The sequence below is a fragment of the Campylobacter avium LMG 24591 genome (assembly GCF_002238335.1).
GTDB classification, from domain to species: Bacteria; Campylobacterota; Campylobacteria; order Campylobacterales; family Campylobacteraceae; genus Campylobacter_D; species Campylobacter_D avium.
In genome coordinates, this window is the sequence record NZ_CP022347.1 from 1,669,793 (window position 1) to 1,688,952 (window position 19,160).

The 19,160-nt window shown below is 36.1% G+C and carries 22 protein-coding genes, 4 tRNA genes and 1 pseudogene; 7 read left to right on the plus strand and 20 right to left on the minus strand.

Annotated features, from left to right (window positions below; all coding sequences use genetic code 11):
* The first annotated feature begins 26 nt into the window (after nucleotides 1-26).
* Both CAV_RS08470 and recJ read left to right on the plus strand, forming a co-directional pair.
* Entirely contained in the window at nucleotides 27-1,652 is a 1,626-nt protein-coding gene (locus tag CAV_RS08470) for a CTP synthase (protein WP_094324484.1), read from the plus strand.
* A complete protein-coding gene (gene recJ / locus CAV_RS08475) occupies nucleotides 1,639-3,219 on the plus strand; it encodes a single-stranded-DNA-specific exonuclease RecJ (RefSeq protein ID WP_094324407.1) in 1,581 nt (526 codons plus the stop codon). The genes CAV_RS08470 and recJ overlap by 14 nt, the downstream gene beginning before the upstream one ends.
* On the opposite strand, the gene CAV_RS08480 is transcribed toward recJ, so the two are convergent.
* From CAV_RS08480 to CAV_RS08500, 5 genes are all read right to left on the minus strand, one after another.
* Nucleotides 3,216-3,740, minus strand: coding sequence for a hypothetical protein (locus tag CAV_RS08480; protein ID WP_094324408.1), 525 nt, complete (start codon nucleotides 3,738-3,740; stop codon nucleotides 3,216-3,218). The two genes, recJ and CAV_RS08480, sit on opposite strands and share 4 nt — an antisense overlap.
* Nucleotides 3,741-3,873: 133 nt before the next feature.
* A complete protein-coding gene (locus CAV_RS08485) occupies nucleotides 3,874-4,293 on the minus strand; it encodes a cyclophilin-like fold protein (RefSeq protein ID WP_148131201.1) in 420 nt (139 codons plus the stop codon).
* 98 nt (nucleotides 4,294-4,391) lie between these two features.
* The gene (locus tag CAV_RS08490; RefSeq protein WP_245807408.1) at nucleotides 4,392-5,342 is read right to left on the minus strand and encodes a DNA adenine methylase; all 951 of its coding nucleotides are present in this window, start codon (nucleotides 5,340-5,342) and stop codon (nucleotides 4,392-4,394) included.
* A gap of 55 nt (nucleotides 5,343-5,397) precedes the next feature.
* Nucleotides 5,398-6,417 (minus strand): alpha/beta hydrolase, encoded by a 1,020-nt coding sequence (locus tag CAV_RS08495; protein ID WP_094324409.1) that lies wholly within the window; start codon nucleotides 6,415-6,417, stop codon nucleotides 5,398-5,400.
* 234 nt (nucleotides 6,418-6,651) lie between these two features.
* Nucleotides 6,652-7,275 carry an NAD(P)H-dependent oxidoreductase gene (locus tag CAV_RS08500; RefSeq protein WP_094324410.1) on the minus strand — a complete coding sequence of 208 codons (624 nt, stop codon included), beginning with the start codon at nucleotides 7,273-7,275 and terminating at the stop codon, nucleotides 6,652-6,654.
* Between the two features lie 92 nt (nucleotides 7,276-7,367).
* Between CAV_RS08500 and CAV_RS08505 the strand changes: the two genes are divergently transcribed.
* From CAV_RS08505 to CAV_RS08520, 5 genes are all read left to right on the plus strand, one after another.
* The gene (locus CAV_RS08505) at nucleotides 7,368-7,715 is read left to right on the plus strand and encodes a winged helix-turn-helix transcriptional regulator (protein ID WP_094324411.1); all 348 of its coding nucleotides are present in this window, start codon (nucleotides 7,368-7,370) and stop codon (nucleotides 7,713-7,715) included.
* A gap of 76 nt (nucleotides 7,716-7,791) precedes the next feature.
* Entirely contained in the window at nucleotides 7,792-8,796 is a 1,005-nt protein-coding gene (locus tag CAV_RS08510) for an aldo/keto reductase (RefSeq protein WP_315968359.1), read from the plus strand.
* A gap of 247 nt (nucleotides 8,797-9,043) precedes the next feature.
* A complete protein-coding gene (locus CAV_RS08950) occupies nucleotides 9,044-9,184 on the plus strand; it encodes a hypothetical protein (protein ID WP_157676360.1) in 141 nt (46 codons plus the stop codon).
* Nucleotides 9,185-9,340: 156 nt separating this feature from the next.
* Nucleotides 9,341-10,255: an aldo/keto reductase gene (locus CAV_RS08515; RefSeq protein ID WP_245807409.1), complete on the plus strand. Its 915-nt coding sequence runs from the start codon at nucleotides 9,341-9,343 to the stop codon at nucleotides 10,253-10,255.
* A 106-nt stretch (nucleotides 10,256-10,361) separates the two neighbouring features.
* Nucleotides 10,362-10,853: an outer membrane beta-barrel protein gene (locus CAV_RS08520; RefSeq protein WP_094324412.1), complete on the plus strand. Its 492-nt coding sequence runs from the start codon at nucleotides 10,362-10,364 to the stop codon at nucleotides 10,851-10,853.
* Nucleotides 10,854-10,934: 81 nt separating this feature from the next.
* Here CAV_RS08520 and CAV_RS08525 read toward each other — a convergent pair whose 3' ends face one another.
* The 15 genes and pseudogenes from CAV_RS08525 to CAV_RS08595 form a co-directional block, all read right to left on the minus strand.
* A complete protein-coding gene (locus tag CAV_RS08525; protein WP_094324413.1) occupies nucleotides 10,935-12,134 on the minus strand; it encodes an MFS transporter in 1,200 nt (399 codons plus the stop codon).
* A 235-nt stretch (nucleotides 12,135-12,369) separates the two neighbouring features.
* A complete protein-coding gene (gene rplQ, locus CAV_RS08530; RefSeq protein WP_094324414.1) occupies nucleotides 12,370-12,723 on the minus strand; it encodes a 50S ribosomal protein L17 in 354 nt (117 codons plus the stop codon).
* Nucleotides 12,724-12,726: 3 nt separating this feature from the next.
* Entirely contained in the window at nucleotides 12,727-13,740 is a 1,014-nt protein-coding gene (locus CAV_RS08535) for a DNA-directed RNA polymerase subunit alpha (RefSeq protein WP_094324415.1), read from the minus strand.
* 14 nt (nucleotides 13,741-13,754) lie between these two features.
* Entirely contained in the window at nucleotides 13,755-14,381 is a 627-nt protein-coding gene (rpsD, locus tag CAV_RS08540) for a 30S ribosomal protein S4 (protein ID WP_094324416.1), read from the minus strand.
* An 11-nt stretch (nucleotides 14,382-14,392) separates the two neighbouring features.
* Nucleotides 14,393-14,785, minus strand: a complete 393-nt coding sequence (rpsK, locus tag CAV_RS08545) for a 30S ribosomal protein S11 (protein ID WP_094324417.1) — start codon at nucleotides 14,783-14,785, stop codon at nucleotides 14,393-14,395.
* A 9-nt stretch (nucleotides 14,786-14,794) separates the two neighbouring features.
* The gene (gene rpsM, locus CAV_RS08550; protein ID WP_094324418.1) at nucleotides 14,795-15,160 is read right to left on the minus strand and encodes a 30S ribosomal protein S13; all 366 of its coding nucleotides are present in this window, start codon (nucleotides 15,158-15,160) and stop codon (nucleotides 14,795-14,797) included.
* A 4-nt stretch (nucleotides 15,161-15,164) separates the two neighbouring features.
* Nucleotides 15,165-15,278 carry a 50S ribosomal protein L36 gene (rpmJ, locus tag CAV_RS08555; RefSeq protein WP_002781429.1) on the minus strand — a complete coding sequence of 38 codons (114 nt, stop codon included), beginning with the start codon at nucleotides 15,276-15,278 and terminating at the stop codon, nucleotides 15,165-15,167.
* 148 nt (nucleotides 15,279-15,426) lie between these two features.
* A complete protein-coding gene (gene infA / locus CAV_RS08560; protein WP_094324419.1) occupies nucleotides 15,427-15,645 on the minus strand; it encodes a translation initiation factor IF-1 in 219 nt (72 codons plus the stop codon).
* A 102-nt stretch (nucleotides 15,646-15,747) separates the two neighbouring features.
* Nucleotides 15,748-15,835, minus strand: a tRNA-Ser gene (locus CAV_RS08565).
* A 19-nt stretch (nucleotides 15,836-15,854) separates the two neighbouring features.
* Nucleotides 15,855-15,928, minus strand: a tRNA-Cys gene (locus tag CAV_RS08570).
* A 15-nt stretch (nucleotides 15,929-15,943) separates the two neighbouring features.
* Nucleotides 15,944-16,032: transfer RNA gene (locus tag CAV_RS08575), tRNA-Leu, on the minus strand.
* A 1-nt stretch (nucleotide 16,033) separates the two neighbouring features.
* A tRNA-Gly gene (locus CAV_RS08580) sits at nucleotides 16,034-16,108 on the minus strand.
* 208 nt (nucleotides 16,109-16,316) lie between these two features.
* Nucleotides 16,317-16,898: pseudogene (locus tag CAV_RS08585) on the minus strand (outer membrane beta-barrel protein); the annotation flags it as partial.
* Nucleotides 16,899-17,125: 227 nt separating this feature from the next.
* Nucleotides 17,126-17,869, minus strand: coding sequence for a hypothetical protein (locus CAV_RS08590; RefSeq protein WP_094324421.1), 744 nt, complete (start codon nucleotides 17,867-17,869; stop codon nucleotides 17,126-17,128).
* On the minus strand, nucleotides 17,866-19,134 hold the full coding sequence (locus tag CAV_RS08595; protein ID WP_094324422.1) for an MFS transporter: 1,269 nt from the start codon (nucleotides 19,132-19,134) through the stop codon (nucleotides 17,866-17,868). Before CAV_RS08595 ends, CAV_RS08590 begins: the two co-directional genes overlap by 4 nt.
* Nucleotides 19,135-19,160: the final 26 nt, after the last annotated feature.

A 19,160-nucleotide genomic window follows, 5' to 3' on the forward strand; every position in this document is an offset into this window, starting at 1 on the left:
TTAGAGAAAAAATAAGGTTAAATTTAATGAAACAAACAAAATACATCTTTGTCACAGGGGGAGTTTTGAGCTCTTTGGGCAAAGGGATAGCGGCTGCGTCTATTGGAACTTTGTTAAAAAATTCAGGTTTGAAAGTGAGCATTTTAAAGGCTGACCCTTACATCAATGTAGACCCAGGCACTATGAGCCCTTTTGAACACGGCGAAGTTTTTGTTACAAAGGACGGGGCTGAAACTGACCTTGACTTAGGACATTATGAGAGATTTTTAGATGAGGATTTAAGCCAGCTTAATAACTTCACCACAGGCAAGGTTTATCAAGCAGTCATAGAAAAAGAGCGTATAGGAAAATACCTTGGAAAAACCATACAAGTAATACCGCACATTGTAGATGAGATAAAAGAGCGTATAAAACAAGCTGCGACAAATCAAGATATTTTGATAGTAGAAATTGGAGGAACGGTCGGCGACATAGAGGGTTTGCCCTTTTTAGAAGCCATTAGAGCCCTAAAACTTGAGCTTGGCAAGGCAAATGCTATGAATATCCACCTAACCTTAGTTCCTTTCATCAAAGCAGCCGGCGAGCTTAAGACAAAGCCCACTCAGCACAGCGTTGGCGAGCTTCGCCGCATAGGCATAAGCCCTGATATGATTATTTGCAGGAGCGAAAAGGCTTTAGATAGGGATTTAAAAGATAAGATAGCTATATCTTGCGGCGTGGATAGAAGCTGCGTGATAGAAAGCGTTGACGCAACAAGCATTTATCAAATTCCTTTGAATTTCTTAAAGCAAGACATACTAAAGGCTATCGCTTCCTTGCTTGAGCTAAAAAATTTAAAGCCAAATATGCAAATTTGGGATTCTTTGGTTAAAAGAGTGATTGCTCCGCAAAATGAACTTAGCATAGCCTTTGTTGGAAAATACATAGACTTAAAAGAAAGCTACAAAAGCCTTACCGAGGCCATTATCCACGCTGGTGCTGCACTTGATACTAGGATAAATTTAAAGTGGATTGATAGCGAAAAGCTTGAGGATGTAGAGGATGAGCTTAAGGATGTCAGTGCGATTTTAGTGCCCGGAGGCTTTGGAAGTAGAGGGGTTGAGGGCAAGATAAAGGCTATACAGTACGCAAGAGAAAATAAAATTCCTTTTCTAGGAATTTGCCTTGGCATGCAGCTTGCCTTGATAGAATTTGCAAGAAATGTTTTGAAATTAGAAGATGCAAATTCTATGGAATTTGATGAAAAATGCAAAAACCCTATCATTTATCTTATAGATGAATTTATAGATACAAATGGCAAAAAACAGCTTCGCACCAAAAAAAGCCCTTTAGGTGGCACTATGAGGCTTGGGGCTTATGAGTGCAAGATAAAGCCAAATTCGCTTTTATCCAAGGTTTATGCTGGAAAAACAGTTGTTCATGAAAGACATCGCCACAGATACGAAGCGAATGTAAAATACAAAGAAGATTTTGAAAAACACTCCCTTGTAGTAAGCGGCGAAAATGACGGCTTGATAGAAGCTGTTGAGCTTGAAAAACACCCATTTTTTTTAGGAGTGCAGTTTCACCCTGAATTTAGCTCTAGATTAGTTGAGGTAAACCCCGTCATCCTAGCTTTCATAAAGGCAGCTTGTAATTATGACAATGCTTGATAAGGAGAAAATAAAAGAGATTTTATCGTCTCGCTTCAAGGAGGATTTGCATAAAAATTTGGCCGATTTGCCTATGCCCTCTTGCTTAAAAGATATTTACAAGGCTGCTAATAGGATAAAAGAGGCCATTGAGCAAAATGAAAAAGTTGCGATAGTTGGCGATTACGATGTTGATGGCGTGATTTCTTGCGTTATACTTAGCGAATTTTTCGATGATATAGCCTTTGATTATGTGGTCAAAATTCCAAATCGCTTCAAAGACGGCTACGGTTTAAACCAAAACATAATAGAAGAACTTGAGGATGTATCCTTAATCATAACAGTAGATAATGGCATATCAGCTTTTGAAGCCGCACAGCTTTGTTTGCAAAAGGGCATAGACTTAATCATCACAGACCATCACTGCCCGCCTAAAATTCTGCCACAAGCCTTTGCTATAGTAAATCCAAAGCAAGCGGATTGCAAATTCCCAGATATTGAAATTTGCGGTGCTCAGGTTGTGTGGTATTTGGTTGCGGCCTTAAAACAAATTTGTAAATTAAAATACGACATGTCTAAATTCTTAGACATTCTAACCATAGCCATCATAGCTGATATGATGGAGTTAAGGGACTTAAACAGAGCCTTGGTTAAAAGCGGCATAGAATACATAAACAAATCCCAAAGAACAGCCTTTAGGGTTTTAAAAGAACAGTACCAAAAGCAAAAATTTGAGCTTGAAAACATAAGTTTTTTGATAGCTCCACTCTTAAATTCAGCGGGCAGAATGGACGATGCCACTCTTTCTTATGAGTTTTTAAAAAGCAAAAAAAGCACAGAGGCAAAAGAGCTGTTAAGCAAGATAGAGAATTTTAACGAGCTTCGAAAAGATGAGGAAAACAAGCTTTTCAACGAGGCCTTAATGCAAAGTGATGATAAGGACTCTTGCGTTGTGGTTTTTAAAGAGGATTGGCATGAGGGCGTTTTAGGCATAGTGGCCTCAAGGCTTGCTAAGCATTTTAACAAACCTAGTTTTGTTTTTAGCAAAAATGAGGGCAATATCAAGGGCTCTGCACGCTCTGTTGGCACTGTGGATATTTTAGAACTTATAAAAACAGCTGAAAATTTGCTGAGTAATTTTGGCGGACACAAAGGAGCTGCCGGGCTTTGTTTGGAGGACAAAAACTACGAAAGCTTTAAAGAGCTTATAAATTTAGAATGTAAGAAAATTCCACACCGTGCTTTTATATGCAATGACGACATTTTAGGCGAGCTAAGCGCCTTTGATGTGGATTTTGAGATACTTAAAATTCTAGAACATTTTGAGCCATTTGGATATAAAAATCCAAAGCCTTTTTTTATCTTTAAAGACTTACATGTCAAGCATAAAAAGACTATGGGCGATAAAGAACAGCACCTAAAACTTATCCTGCAAGATAAAAATAAAATGGTGGAAGCGCTGTTTTTCAACTTCGATAAAGATGTGGAGCTAAATTCAAAGATAAGCTTTGTAGCTAGTATCTCAAAAAATGAATTTAGAGGGCTTTTAACGCCCCAGCTTATCATTAGAGAGCTTATAGGGGCTTAGTTATAGCCTTGAATTTTATTCATTTTTTTCATCATAAACAAGCACTCATCTTTCTCAACCAAGGTAAAGACCGGCAAAGCAACAAAGCTCGTAGAATCAAGTTGCATATCATCTTGCAAAATCTCGCTTTGAAGGCAGTAAATAACATTTTTCTTAGGGGTAAAGCTTAGAGAAAAGTATTTATCTAGCTTTGCAGATAAAGTAATACTCTCGTTTGAATCAACTTCAATATCCTTAAAATAGGCACTGTGCATTCTAGAGCTTGCTAGAATTTCGCTTTTTTTGTTTGCGTACTCGATTTTTATATCAAAAGGCCTCAAATAACCTATGTTAAAAGACTGGGCGGTGTCCTTTCTATAAACATAAATTCTAGTTTTTCCAAATTCTGGATTTTTAAGCATTGTGCTTTGATTTTCATCCACCACAAAAGCGTATTCTTTGCTGCTGTCTAAGGTGTTATAAGTAGAACACGCGGCAAACAACAAGGCTGCGATAAAAATGCCTAAAATTTTACTTTTCATTTAATTACCTTTTAAATTTATGTGTAAATTTTAGCAAAATAATTTTTAATATAAGAAAAACAAAGCAATCTTTTTAAACACTTGCGTAAAATCTCTTCTAAAGCTTAGATTTAGCAAAAGCAAAGCTATAAAGCTATCTTGTAATCTTTAGCTTAAAATTACCCTTAATAGACCTTAAGCTTTGCAAATCCTTAGCATTAACAAGCTTTCCAAGATACACTAGCCCCTTATAAGGTGGCTGCTTGCCATAAAAAATGCCGATATTCCCCCAAGGCGAAAAATAAAACAAATCCCCAATTTGCGGGTCGTAGTCTGGGGTATTTTTAACAGTTAAGGCCTTAGGAAGATGAGCTATTTTTTCTTTGTTCGCATAATCGCTAAATTCTAGCTCCAGCGGTAGTTGTGCTAAAAATTCCTTGCTTGCTTGATTACCATCTAACTCAACTTGAATTTTAACATCCGCGCCCTGAGTCTTATATTCTAAAAACACCATATTTGCCTCCTTTGCAAAAATAAAACAAGCTAGAAAAGCCGCAATAAATAAGATACGCATACTAAATCCTAATTTGAAATTTTTAAAAGTATAAAGGATGAGAGTAGGTCTAAGTCAAGGGCTTTTTGGATTTTTTTTAGACTTTTTGCCTGGTAGAATTAATCCTTTATGATTAAAAGCTCGTGCGAAACTTTTGTATTAGTATCATCGCCCCTTTTTACCCTGTTTTTGCCTATCCTAATTTCACCTTGTCCCATTGTGTATTGCCATTTTGGCTCTAAAATTTTAAAATCCTTGTAAGCCTCTCGCACAAATTCACAGTCATTATAGCTTAAGATAAATCTGCCCTTGTGCTCTTTCAAAAGCCTTGCCAAAAGCTCGTGGTTAAAGCCATTGTGATGAATGGCGAAATTTCGCATAGGATAAATTCCTTTAAACATCTTTGAATTTCCTTCTAAAAAATAAGGCGGATCAAGGTAAAAAAAGTCATTTGGGTATTTTTCAAAAACAGCTTCAAAGCTGGTGCATTCCACATGTAAATTTGGGTTATCAAAATTTTTTATCTTTTGCAAAGCCTTTAAATAAACGTCTTTTTTGTCCTCATAAATTTTACTTAGCCAACCCAAAAATCCAGGCCCATAACTCAAATTAAAATTAAAATAATAATCTCTTGCAAGCTCTAAAGGACTTAGCTTTATTTGCGGTTTGTTTGCGGGGTTTTTCTGCCTTTCGTTCCAAAACAACTTCAGCTCATCTTTAATCTTTGCGTAAGTTTCTTTGCTTGGCTCTAAGTCTTTTAAGCTATCAAAAAGTGCCTTGGAATCTTTTAGCAAAACCTGCCAAAAATTCACTAAAATATCAAAGATATCAAAGGCTCTAACCTCAAGCCCTAATTCTAAACTAGCAGCGATTTCTACGCTTCCGCCGCCCATAAAAGGACTGATTATTCTTTGCAAATCATCTGGAAATTGTTCGATTATAAGCCCAACAGCCAAGCTTTTGCCTCCGCCATAACGCAAGGGGCTTTTTGCGTAACGTTTATAAGCTAGGCTTTTGCCCTTAAGAGAATGCAAAAATTCAGCCTTTTTATCCTTGATACTTTGCTTCAACACTGTCCTTTAAGTATTTGTCTAAATTTAGCCAAATTTGCATTTAAAAAGGCTTTTAGTTCAAATTTTGCTTGAAAAATTCAGATATTTTTGCAAAAGGAATTTTATCTAAATTATCATACAAATCCACATGAGAAGCATCTTTTACTATCAAGAGCTCTTTATTCTTACCCTTTAAATTTTTAAAAGCATCCTCGCTAAAATACCTGCTGTGTGCCTTTTCTCCGTGTATGACAAGCACAGGATTTAGTATTTCGTTACTATATGCTAAGATAGGCATGTTTATGAAAGAAAGGGCTGAGGTCGCGTTCCAATTGCCATTTGAATTTATAGAACGTTTATGAAAGCCTCTTGGTGTTTTGTAATAATTATAATAATCTTGTATGAATTTTGGCTCATTTCCGCTTAGTTTATCAGGCAAACCGGCTGCCTTAGCATAGGTGCCTTTTTTAAAATCTTGCGTTCTTTGCTTATTTAAGCTTTCTTTTAATTTTTGCCTATCCTTTGCGTTGTTAGCACTATCATTATAGCCATTAGCATTAACCCTGCTCATATCATACATAGTTGAAGTGACAGTTGCTCTTACCCTAGTATCCATAGCAGCAGCATTTAAGGCAAAGCCTCCAAAACCACAAATTCCTAAAATTCCTATCTTATTTTCATCCACCATTTTATGAGTGCTCAAAAAATCAACAGCGGCTGAAAAATCCTCTGTATTTATGTCCGGCGAGGCCACATTTCTAGGTTTTCCTTCGCTTTCGCCCGTATAAGACGCATCAAAGGCTAAGGTGATGAAGCCTTGCTTTGCTAGACTTTGAGCATACAGCCCTGAAGCTTGTTCTTTAACAGCTCCAAATGGTCCGCTTATAGCGATGGCAGGCATTTTACCCTTTGCATTTTTAGGTATATACAAATCGCCCACCAATGTAATGCCGTAGCGGTTTTTAAATTTAACCTTTTGCACATTTACCTCATCACTTTTTGCGAAAACCTTGTCCCAAGCTTTGTCCCCAGCCATGGCCACACCTCCTATAAAAAATAAGCTTAAAAGAAAGACCTTTAATATAGCTTTCATATTAATCCTTTAAAATAAATTTAAAAGACTATTATAAAGGCTGAGACTTAGTCTAAGTCAAGAGGAAAGAGAGAATTTTTTAAAATTTTTTTACTGAACGTGCTTGGGCATTCTTGGAATTTGTATTAAGAACTAAGAGCATTAGAAAGCAAAGAAATACATTTAAGAGTTTAAATTTTGCATTTGCCTTGGTTTTTAAAATTTTAATTTTGCCTAGTAAAACCAGGCAAAAGCTTATCTATACTCAACCACTTCTTCTATTTTAAGTCTTTGTTTTTTGTATTTTGGCTCATTTTTTCTGTATCCAAGACTTAAGATAACTGCGGTTTGAAAAGGGTAATTCAGCCTTAGATACTCATCAACCTTGGCCTTTTCAAAGCCTCCTATCATACAAGAATCAATGCCCTTTACCATAGCAGCAGTCGCCATTTGCATAAGGGCTAGGTGGCATTGATTATTAGCATAAGCGTAAAGCTGCTCCTCATTCATGGCATTTGTGGCTCCGGTATAAGAATTTAACACCTGCTGAAATTTGTCTTTATCTACATTGGGACTGCAAAATCTCGCAACCTGCTTTCTCGCATACTCATCCTTAGCTTGCAAATCAGTTCTTGCTAAGATGATGATGTTATGGCTTGCGGTGGCGACATTTTCTTGATTAAAACAAAGCTTGCTTAGGGCCTCATTATCTTCTTTTTTGCTAAGAACCACAAATTTCCAAGGCTCAAAGCCGCAAGAACTAGGTGCCAAGCGGCCTGCCTCTAAGATGAAGTCTAGGTCGTCTTTTTGTATCTCTTTGTCTGTAAAAGCCTTGCAGGCAAATCTTTGCTGTAAGCTTTCTTCAAAGGTAAAAACCATAATAACTCCTTAAAATAAAAAATATTTCTGATACAATGCTAGAAAGTTCAATACGGAAAATAAAGTTAGATACTTACTACAAGGAAAGATATATGAAAAAAGAGCTATCTTGCATAAAGGCAGAAAATATACAAGGTTCGCCATTTTCCTACACTCTTTCTTTAATAGGCGGAAAGTATAAGATGGGAATTTTATACGCCTTGTTTCATTTCAAAACAGTTCGCTATAACGAGCTTAAAAGATATATGGGTTCAATTTCTTTTAAAAGTTTAAGCAATGCACTTAAAGAGCTTGAAAACGACAAGCTAATACAAAGAAAAGAATACCCTCAAATTCCACCAAAGGTAGAATACTCACTATCCACAAAGGGACAGTCTTTAATACCAATCCTAGATTCCCTTAACGCTTGGGGAGAAAAATACTACAAGGATAAAAATTAAATTTTTTGCAATTTTCTCTTGACAGACAGTAGGTGTTAGCTCTTATAATAATGCAAATTTTCTGCAAAGGAGAAAAATGCAAGATATAAAGCACTCAAAAAACTTTGCTAACAACTCAAGACGAAGCTTTTTAAAACATAGTGCAAAAACACTAGCTTATGCAGTTAGTTTAGGTGCAGGAATGGCTGCTTTTAATCCACTCGTAGCAAAAAATAATAACAAAGGAAATACCATGCAAACTATAACTCTAAACAACGGCGTTAAAATGCCTATCTTAGGCTATGGAGTCTATCAAATAGACGCTAAAGAAACTCAAAGATGTGTAGAAGATGCCTTAGAAGTGGGATACAGGCTTATAGATACAGCACAGTCGTATTTTAACGAAGAGGGCGTAGGTGCTGCCATAAAAGCAAGTGGCATAAAAAGGGAAGAAATCTTTGTAACTACAAAGTTATGGGTAAGTTATACAAATGAAACAAAAGCAAAAAAAGCCTTTGATAATTCTTTAAAAAAGCTTGGCTTAGACTATATAGACCTTTATTTGATACACCAACCATTTAATGATGTTTATGGAGCGTGGCGAACTATGAGTAAGCTCTACAAAGATAAAAAAATAAGAGCCATTGGAGTAAGTAATTTTTATGATGATAGATTGGTGGATTTTTGCTTAAACAACGAAATAAAACCGGCTCTAAATCAAATCGAATGCAATCCTTTACACGCTCAATTTCAAATGCAAAAACTTATGAAAGAATACAATGTAGCTATGCAGTCTTGGGCTTCATTTGGAGAGGGAAAAAACAATATGTTTAGCAATCCAACCATAGCTAAAATTGGAAAAAAATACAACAAAACAGTAGCTCAAGTTATACTAAGATGGCTCATACAAAGAGAGATAGCAGTAATTCCTAAAACTACCAGAAAGGAAAGAATGTTAGAGAATTTCTCGGTATTTGATTTTACACTAGATGCTAAGGATATGCAAACAATGGCAAGTTTAGACGATAAAAAGTCCTTATTTTTCGACCACAGAGACCCTGCTATGGTTAAGTGGCTAAATGAGTATAAAGCGGATTTATAATAACTTGTGTTAAATCGTATAGAATTTATAAAGCTATCTTTGTTTTTAGCTAAACAAAAACCGTGGCTAAAGATAAGTTTCAAAATGCTTTGCTGTATTATTCCAAAACGCTTAATACCCATATTTTAGCCCAGTATATAGCAAGAGCTATAAAGGCTGATGTGTATAGAATTCACCCTTAATCTCTATCCTAAGGATTATGATGAAATTCTAATAAGAGCTAGAAAAGAACAAGGAGAAAAAGCCGATGTTGTACTTGAGGATATCTTTTGACTTAAGCACTTATGATAATATCATACTAGCTTCTCCGCTTTGCTCTTTAAATTTAAGCACTCCTATTAAAAGTCTTTTAAAAAGTGCAAGGATAAAAAACAAAAAAGAGATTTAAAAACTTATAATGAAGCCTTATTGCAAGATAAAACAAAGTTTTTTGCCCTTGCAAGAAGATACAAAACTTCGAATTTTTATACATAAAATACAATAATTATTATCTTGTTTAGAATTTCATAAGATAATTAAGAAAAATTTTTATTAAGGAAAAATTATGAAAAATAATCCAAGACGCGAATTTTTGCTAAATACCGCTAAGTGTGCGGGTGCTTTAGCAGTGCTTAACACAACATTTGCTACAAATATTTTTGCAACTACTGCCAAAGAAGCTATGCCTGTGCCTACTGTAAAACTCAACAACGGTGTTTCTATGCCTATAATTGGACTTGGGACCTATTCTATAAATGAGGTTTCTACCTTTCTTGATGCTATAAATGTAGGTTATAGATTAATAGACAGTGCTCAACTTTATGGAAATGAAAAGGTGGTGGGCGAGGCAGTAAAACAGTCAAAGGTAAAAAGAGAGGAATTCTTTATCACTACCAAACTATCAAGCAACATGGACTTTAAACAAACACAAAAAAGCATAGATGACACCTTGAAACTAATGAATTTAAAATATTTAGACTTGCTTTTAATACACCAACCATTTGAAAACAGAAAGCAAATGTATAAGGCTATGGAAGAAGCTTATAAAAAAGGTAAAATAAAGGCTATAGGTGTATCAAATTTCACACCTGATATTTATAGCGACTTTGTAAAATCTTGCGAGATAATACCTGCTGTAAATCAGTGCGAAACACACATCTTTTATCAACAAAAGAAGCTAAGAGAAGTTATGAAGGATCACGGCACAATGCTTCAGTCTTGGAGTCCTTTTGTGCATGGTAAAAAAGAATTCTTTGAAAACAAAACTATGTTAGCAATAGCTAAAAAATACAACAAAACAGTAGCGCAAGTTGCACTAAGATTCTTAACACAAGAAAATATAATAGTAATACCTAAGGCTGCGAGATTAAAATATATGAAAGAAAATTTAAATATCTTTGATTTTGAATTAAGCAAGGCTGATATGAAAAAGATACAAGACTTAGATGAAAACAAGGGGCAGTTTTCATACAGTCGCTAAGCTTGGCAAGGATAATCCTTGCTAAGCATATTCGCTTTAAAGGTAAAAAATTAAAGGCTTTTTTATGAAATACTTTATAATATAAGAGAAAATTTCAAGGAAAAATATGAAAAAATTTATCGCTGTCTTATTTTTATTTTCTAGCTTTAGCTTTGCCATAAGTATAGGTTCGCTTAGCATTTCGCCTGAGATTGGCGGTTCTTACAAAAATGAAAATATTGGTTCTTATACTTATAATACATACGGCGTTGGTGCTAGGCTGTGGCTAGGATATAATAATATCTTTGTAGCGCCACAATACAAGTATTACAAAGCAAACAATACCTTTTTTGACTTCACCAAGCAACAATACGGGCTTTCGCTGGGATACAATCTGGATTTAAGCATAATTAGCATTTTGCCTTATGTGGGCTTTAACTACTCAAAATTCAATGCCTTGTTTGAAAATGACATCTCATATAATGTGGGAGTAAGGCTTAAAACAAGCATTTTGCCAATCTTTGCCTCTGTAGAATACGAATACGAAAAGCTAAACTACATAAACGGCGGCAAGACAAACGCTAGCGGCTTTCTTTTCAATGTAGGCGTTTCGTTCTAAATCACAACAAAGGCTTTAAAATCTTACCTTTGTGCTTTAAAAAGCTTGAATTTATCAAGCTTTTTGGACTTAAATTTAACCTTATCTTAGCTTGCTCTTTTTCTTTTCTAGCTTTTTATAATCCATCTTATCCTTTGCAAAAAGGACTGAAAAAAGAAGTGCTGGCAGGATAAAAAGTGCGGCAAAAACTGCGTTAAATTCAACTCCTAACTTTACTAAAACCACGCCTCCTAGCCAGGAAGCAAGGGCAATGCCTACATTAAAAGCGGCCTCATTTACGCTAACCGTGCTGTCTACAAAGGGATTTGAGTGTCTTTTTGCCTTATGCAAAGCTATCATCTTTAACGCAGGTATGGTTGAAAAGGCTAAAAAGCCTATGCAAGCTATGTTTATAATGACTAAAATTTTATAGTACATTGATATGCTTATGAGCAAAAATGCTGCCACTTGTAAAATTAAGATTATCCTTAAGCTCATCACAGAGCCTATTTTGTCGGCTAGTTTTCCTCCGTATAAATTTCCAAGTATGGCGCAAAAACCATACACTAAAAGTATATAAGCAGTGCTAGTAACCTCAAAGCCGCTCACCTCGACCAAAAGCTTTTGTATATAGGTATAAAGCACAAACTGCGCTCCGCAAGTGCATATCGTTATGGTGTAGGTTTTTAAAAGGTTTTTGTGAGAAAAGGCCGGTATTAAATTCCCCAAAGTCATGGGCTTTGAGCTTATGTTTTTGGGCATTAGATGAAAAATTCCAAAGATAGCAAAAACGGTTATTAAAAATATAAGCAAAAAGATAAATTTAAAGCCAAAAAAATGTCCCACAAAGGTACCCAAAGGCACACCCGTAACCAAGGCTACCGTTAGTCCTGTAACCATCACAGCTAGGGCTCTTGAGCGTATGTTTGAGGGAACTAAGGATGTGATTGCTAATGTGGCTATGACAAAGAAAACCCCGTGCTGAGTGCCTGCTATAAATCTAGCAAAGGCGGTTAGATAAAAATTCGTGCTCAAAAAGATGATGAAATTCGCTATGGCGAAGATGCTTAAATTTATCAAAAGCTGCAATCTTCTATCATATCTGCTAAGAGGTATGCTAACAAGTGGCGCGCCTATGAAAACGCCTATGGCATAAAGCGTAGTTAGCCAGCCTGCAGTCTTTGCATTCACTTCAAAGTATTTTTCCACATCTACTAAAACACCAGCCATTACAAATTCAGTAACGCCCAAACAAAAGGCGCACAAAGCTAGTGCAAAAATCGTCTTTTTATATGTTTGCATAAAAACCTCTTTTTAAAATAAAAGTGCAATTATACTTAAAAAACTGTTTAAACTGATGATTTTAGAATTTATAGATAGGACTTAAAAGAAACTAAATAGAAAAATCTTGCAAATTTGTAAGCTTTTATGTTTTAAATTAAAATTTCATAGCTTTAAAATTTAACGAGATTTGGTGCAGATAAGCACCCAAAAAGGTGCTTTTTAATCTAAGTAAAACTAGGCTTTGGACGCAATTTTACTCTACAAATTCGATGAAAGCCATTTCAGCAGCGTCACCTCTGCGAAGTCTAGTTTTGATAATTCTAGTGTAGCCGCCTTTTCTATCTCTAAATTTAGGCGCTACCTCATCCACTAGTTTTTTTGTGCTTTCTTTATCTTGCAGGGAGGCAAAAACAATTCTATGTGCGTTAAAATCGCCAACCCTAGCCCTAGTAACAAGCTTTTCTATGTAAGAGCGAAGCTCCTTGGCCTTTTGTAAGGTAGTTTCTATCTTGCCACTTTTGATTAAGGCTATGCTCAAATTTTTAAGCAAGGCAGCACGGTGAGAGGAGGTTCTGCCTAGCTTTCTGTATCCGTGTCTATGTCTCATCTTTTATCCTTCATTTTGTGCTTTAAGCTCGGCTATTTTCTGCCTAAGCATTTCTTTATTATCACTTAGTTTTGAAGTTCCAACAGGAAGTCCTATGCTTTCCATTATGCTTTTTATCTCATCTAAGGACTTTTTACCCAAATTCTTAAGCGCCGCAAGCTCATTTAAGCTCATCAAAGCAAGTTCGCCTATGTAAGTAATGCCCGCTTTTTCAAGGCAGTTAAAGGACCTTGCACTTAAATTTAGGTCGGTGATGTTTTGAAGCAACTTCATATTTTCTATCTCGTTTGAGGCTTGTTGATTTTTTACCACAGTGCCCACATTTGTAATCTTATCAAAGACTGAAAGCTGTTTATACATAGCTTCTAAGGCATTTTCAAAGGCTTTGTTTGGAGAAATTTGGCCATCTGTTGTTATGGTAAAAACAACCTTTTCATAGTCTGGATTATCACCAAAAAGCACCTTTTCTATATCATACACAGCCTCTCTAATAGGCGTAAAAAAAGCGTCTAGGGCTATGTATTTGTTATCTTGAAGCATATCTCTAATGTCTTCGCTAGGAACATAACCTATGCCCTTTTCTATGATAACAGAGAATTTAAGGTCAACATCTTCGTTTATAGTGGCTAGGTAAGCGTCTTCGTTCACAACCTCAACCAAGTCATTATTTAAGTCTCGTCCGTGAATTTCCTTAGCACCCTTAAAATGAAAATCGACCACTTCTTTATTAGAATCATTTTTAAGTCTAAAACGCAATTTTTTGAGATTTATTATAAACAAAGCCACATCTTCAAGCATACCACGCATACTATCAAATTCGTGGCTAACCCCGTCTATATGAAGTGCAGTTGGCGCAAAACCAACGGTGCTTGTGTAAAGCAGTCTCCTTAAAGGGTGAGCTAAGGTTATGCCATACCCTATCTCAAAAGGCCAAGCACTGATTTTAGCCGTAGTAGCACTTATATCCTCTACTTCAAATTTATTAGGCGTATAAGCCGATGTAGTAATAGTCTTCATATATAGCCTTTTTATTATTTAGAGTAAAGCTCTACTATAAATCTTTCCTCAACAGGAATTACCACCTCTTCTCTTTGCGGATATCTTGTGAAAATTCCATATCTTTTATCTTTTTCCACATCCACCCAAGCAACTATGCCTGTTTGCGCACTTAGCTCTATGGCTCTTGAAATTTGAGGATTATTCTTGCTCTTTTCTACTATCTCTATCTTTTGTCCTGCCTCAACCCTGTAGCTAGGTATATTAACCCTCTTGCCATCAACTAAGATATGTCCGTGAGTTACTAGCTGTCTTGCGAAACGGCGAGTAGTAGCAAAGCTCATCCTATATACTACATTATCAAGTCTTTGTTCCAAAAGTTGTATGAGTAAAACCCCTGTGTTTCCGTCTCTTCTAGCCGCTTCTGCAAAAAGCCTTCTAAACTGCTTTTCGCTCACGCCATACATAAATTTAGCCTTTTGCTTTTCTCTTAGCTGAAGTCCGTATTCGCTTATCTTGCCTCTTTTTGCTCCGTGTTGTCCCGGTGCGTAAGGTCTTTTATCTAAGGCACTTTTACCGGCTAATCTTCTCTCTCCTTTTAGCGCCAAACTTACGCCAAATCGTCTTTCAAGTTTTTCTACAGCTCCTATATATCTTGCCATTTTATCTCCTTTTAAACACGACGACGTTTAGGTGGTCTACAGCCATTATGTGCTAATGGTGTTATATCTTTTAAGAATGTTACCTTTATACCTTCGGCAGCACCCACGCTTTTTACGGCAGTTTCCCTGCCTCCTCCTGGTCCTTGAACCTTGATACCAACTTCTTTGATACCGTGTTCTTTTGCCTTAGCTAAAGCGTCCTCTACTGCTTGTTGTGCAGCGTAAGGAGTTGACTTTTTAGAGCCTTTAAAGCCCAAACCTCCAGCTGAAGACCAAGCTATAACATTTCCCATTTCATCTGTAATCGTAACCATAGTATTATTAAAAGTAGCGTTTATATAAACTATACCTTTTGCTATGTTTTTCTTGGCTACTTTTTTCTTTATCACTTTTCTTTTTGCCATTTTTTATCCTTATGATTTAGCGCCAACTGTTTTTCTTTTGCCCTTGCGAGTTCTAGCATTTGTCTTAGTCTTTTGTCCTCTTACAGGCAAACCTTTTCTATGTCTTAAGCCTCTATATGAACCAAGGTCCATCAAAGCCTTTATATCCATAGCAACTTGTTTTCTTAAATCACCCTCAACCATATAGCTTTCTTGAATTTCCTTTCTTATGGCAGCGGCTTCATCCTCGCTTAAATCAGCCACTCTTTTGTCATAAGAAATTCCGGTTTTATCAAGAATTTTTCTTGAAGTGTACAAACCTATACCGTAAATATAGGTTAATCCATACTCTATTCTTTTTTTCTTTGGTAAATCAACACCTGCTATACGAGCCATAAACTTATCCTTGTCTTTGTTTGTGTTTTGGATTTTCACAGATTATACGGACTACGCCTTTGCGACGCACCACCTTGCATTTGTCACACATCTTTTTTACAGATGGTCTAACCTTCATTTTGTCTCCTTGAAAATTTAAAATTTCACTTTTAAATTTCGCAACATAGCTCTTAGAATAAGCAAGTATTTTCAAAACAAGTGTAACTTTAAAAATACTTCTTCGTGTAGTTTTGTTGCAAAAAAGTTCGATTATATCGAAATTAAACTTATTTATACCTAAAAGTAATCCTGCCCTTATCCAGGCTATAAGGCGTAAGCTCTACTTTTACCTTATCTCCGGGCATTATCCTGATATAGTGCATACGCATTTTACCCGCTATGTGGCATAGTATGACCATTTTATTATCAAGTTCTACCTTAAAAGTAGCGTTTGGTAGTGCCTCAATAACCGTGCCATCTATTTCTATAACATCATCTTTTGCCAAATACTCTCCTTTCTTGAAAATTAAAGGCTATGATTTTAGCACAAAAACCTTGTGTTTTGATTAAGCTTTAGTGAAAGTTTGAATTTAAGAGATTTCATGGTATGGCCGGGAGAAAGGGATTCGAACCCCTGGAGGCTTGCACCTCAACGGTTTTCAAGACCGCCGCTTTCGACCACTCAGCCATCTCCCGAGGATTGTATTGCAAAATATGGAGGCGACATCCGGATTCGAACCGGAGATCAAGGCTTTGCAGGCCCATGCCTTACCGCTTGGCTATGTCGCCTTTTAGCCTACCTAATGGTGCCCGGGGCCGGACTTGAACCGGCACGGAAGAAAAATTCCGAGGGATTTTAAGTCCCTTGTGTCTACCAATTCCACCACCCGGGCGTGGAGCGGGAAACGAGGTTCGAACTCGCGACCCCAACCTTGGCAAGGTTGTGCTCTACCACTGAGCTATTCCCGCAAAATAAAAGCTAAATTCTATCAAACTAAGCTTAAAAAAGGCTTTTACTACAAAGGTAAAGACTGCAATTTCGGTAAAAAATTTTAAAAAGACTTAGTTTGAAAGATAACTAAGTAAGAATTTAGCCCTATGTGAAAGCCAAATTTTTAGTAAATACTTAACTAAAATTTTGACTTTTACTAAGGCTGTAAAATGCAGCTAAGAAAGATTAAAATCTATAAGCATAGCCTACATAAAGATGTAAATTTGTTGGTTGTACTTCAGATTTAAATGAGAGTTTTGTGGTATTTTCAAGATTCATACCTTCGTATTTTAAGCCAAGTTCAAGCTCATTATTGGCATTTATCTCATACATAGCACCTACTTTAGCTCCACATACTACTCCGCCATAATTAATATTCTCTGTGCCACCAAAAAAATTTAACTTTTCTTTAAGAGTTGTATATCCAGCATAAAGTCCCAAAACTCCTCTAAAACTATCAGTAATGCTAGGAGTAAAATCATAACCTAAGATATATCTCATAGTACTAATATCAACATCTCCACCATTACCTGATATAGAAAGACCCATATCACTGCCTATATTAAAATACATTCTATGATTTTCAGTAAATCTATATCCCAACTTAGCACCTAGGTTAAAGCCATTAAGACTTTTAGTCGGCAAAGTTACACTGAAACCTGTCATAATATTAGTATCTACCTCCTTATAAGCACTATGTATATATCCACCCTCAAGTCCAAGGTAAAAACCTGAATTTTCATCTGCTAAGGCACAAGATGAAAGTAAGCATAGCCCTACAGCAGAGCCTAAAAAGTTTCTTTTTTAACATAAGTCATCCTTTTAAAAAAATAAAGCTTAATTATAGTACAAAAAAACAAAATTTGCTTTAAAGCATTATTTTATAGCTTTTTAAAAGAAAAGTAAATGAAAAGTAGAAAATTTTAACTAAAAGTCTTAAAAAATTTAACAAAATTTCATGCCCAAAGACTAAGTAAATTCTTAGTCTTTATAAGTTATTCACAGTAAAAAGCAACAGTAGCTGTTTTTTCTATCTTTTTACTGTCTATCACTGGAAGGCTTGTTTCTACAATATCGCTGTTTGACTTTGCGGCATATAGCGGCCTTGGAACGATAGAATTATTCACAAAATCTATATTTTTTACATAGCAATTTTTATTTGTAACTTTTGAGTATTGCTTTCTAGCCTCATCGGCAAGCTTTAGAATTTCACTTATGCTATTTTGCTCATTTTTTCTTAATAACTCACTAGAAATAACTGCACTTAAAGCCGGGGTGTTCATAACAATCAAGCCATTTAAGGAAGCTAGTTTAGCCATATTATTTATAAGCTCGTTGTACTCTTGAAGCTGATTTGCGGAAATCTCGCAGTTAAAAGAGGCACGAAAGCTGTGTCCCCTGGGAACATTTCTGCCCTTATCATAATAAAAAGTAGGCTCTATGCTGTATGAACCACCTGTGCAAATTTTATTTTCATTGGCAAGGGCTATTATGTCATTAAAGGTTTTTGTGATTTTGCCTCTTTCCTCAAGGCTTAAATTTATCTTTGTACTAAGCAAAGAACTTGCCGAAAAAGTAGGTCTGCTTACAAAAGAATCGGGCAAAAGCTCGCTTGAGTGATATAAATTTTGCCTAAAACTAAAACCTTGCTCACTATCCTTAGGATAAAAATTTGAAAAACATAGACCGCAAATAAAAGCTAAAATAGCTAACAAAGCCCCAAAAAGCCCTTTTATCATTCAAGTTCTCCTTTCTTAGGTAAGATTATGGTAACTACAAGCACCAAAAGCATCATACAAGCAAGATAGACGAAAAAGCCGTTTTCCATATTAGCGTTTTTAAACTGCAAAGCAACCCAAGGTGCCGAGCCGCCAAACATTGCATTTGGTATAGCGTAGCCAAAGCCTGTCCCTAAGGCTCTTACATGCTCTGGGAATAATTTTGCCTTGAAAATTCCAGCAACTGAGGTGTAAAAAGAAAGTATCACAAATAAGGCTAGGATTATAAAAAAGGCTATATAAGCATTTGAGGTGCCTTTTAAAAGCATAAATAAAGGATAAATTCCAATCAAAGCCAAGACAGCAAAGATAAGCAAGAAATTTCTATGTCCTATCTTATCGCCTAAATACCCAAACAAAGGCTGTATCATCATAAGTATAAATAAAGCTACTAGCATGATGTTGTTTGATACGCCTGAGTCAATGCCTGCACTACCTATCATAAAGGTTTTTGTATAGGTTGTAATGGTGTAAAATACCAAAGAACCTCCAGCTGTGATACCAACTACTAAAAGAAACTGCCTCCAAGATGTTGTAAATAGTGCTTTTAGCGTGCCTCTGTCCTCGTGCTTGTGAAGCTGCGTGGCACTCTCATTCATAATAGAACGAACAAATAAAGAACCAAGTGCTAAAATTCCGCCAACGACAAAAAGCACTCTCCAAGCCCAATCCTTCATCTGTTCTTCGTTAAAGAATAAAAGCATCACAGATATGCTAGCCACGGCTAGAAGCTGACCGCCTATTAATGTTACATACTGAAAAGATGAGTAAAAGCCTCGTTTTCCATCGCTTGCTAATTCGCTTAGATAGGTGGCTGCTATGCCGTATTCTCCACCAACGCTAAGGCCTTGTATAAGTCTTGCCAAAAGCAAAAGCAATATAGCCCAATCGCCTATAACATCCTTGCTAGGTATAAAAGCTATCATGAAAGAACCAACGGCCATTAAAATAACTGAAAACACCATGGATGATTTTCTACCGATTTTATCGGCTAGCGAACCAAAAAACCACGAACCAATAGGCCTCATAAAAAAGCCTAAGGCAAAAATTCCAAAGGCTGAAATTTGCTGAATTACAGGGTCATCTGAGCCTGAAAATTTGTGCGCAAAATAAACCGCTGTGAAAGCATAGATATAAAAGTCAAACCATTCTACCAAATTTCCGCTACTTGCGGCTATTATTGAGCGAATTCTTTTTGCTCTTGTTAATTCTGTTTGTTGTTCCACGAACACCTCCAAATATCTAAATGATA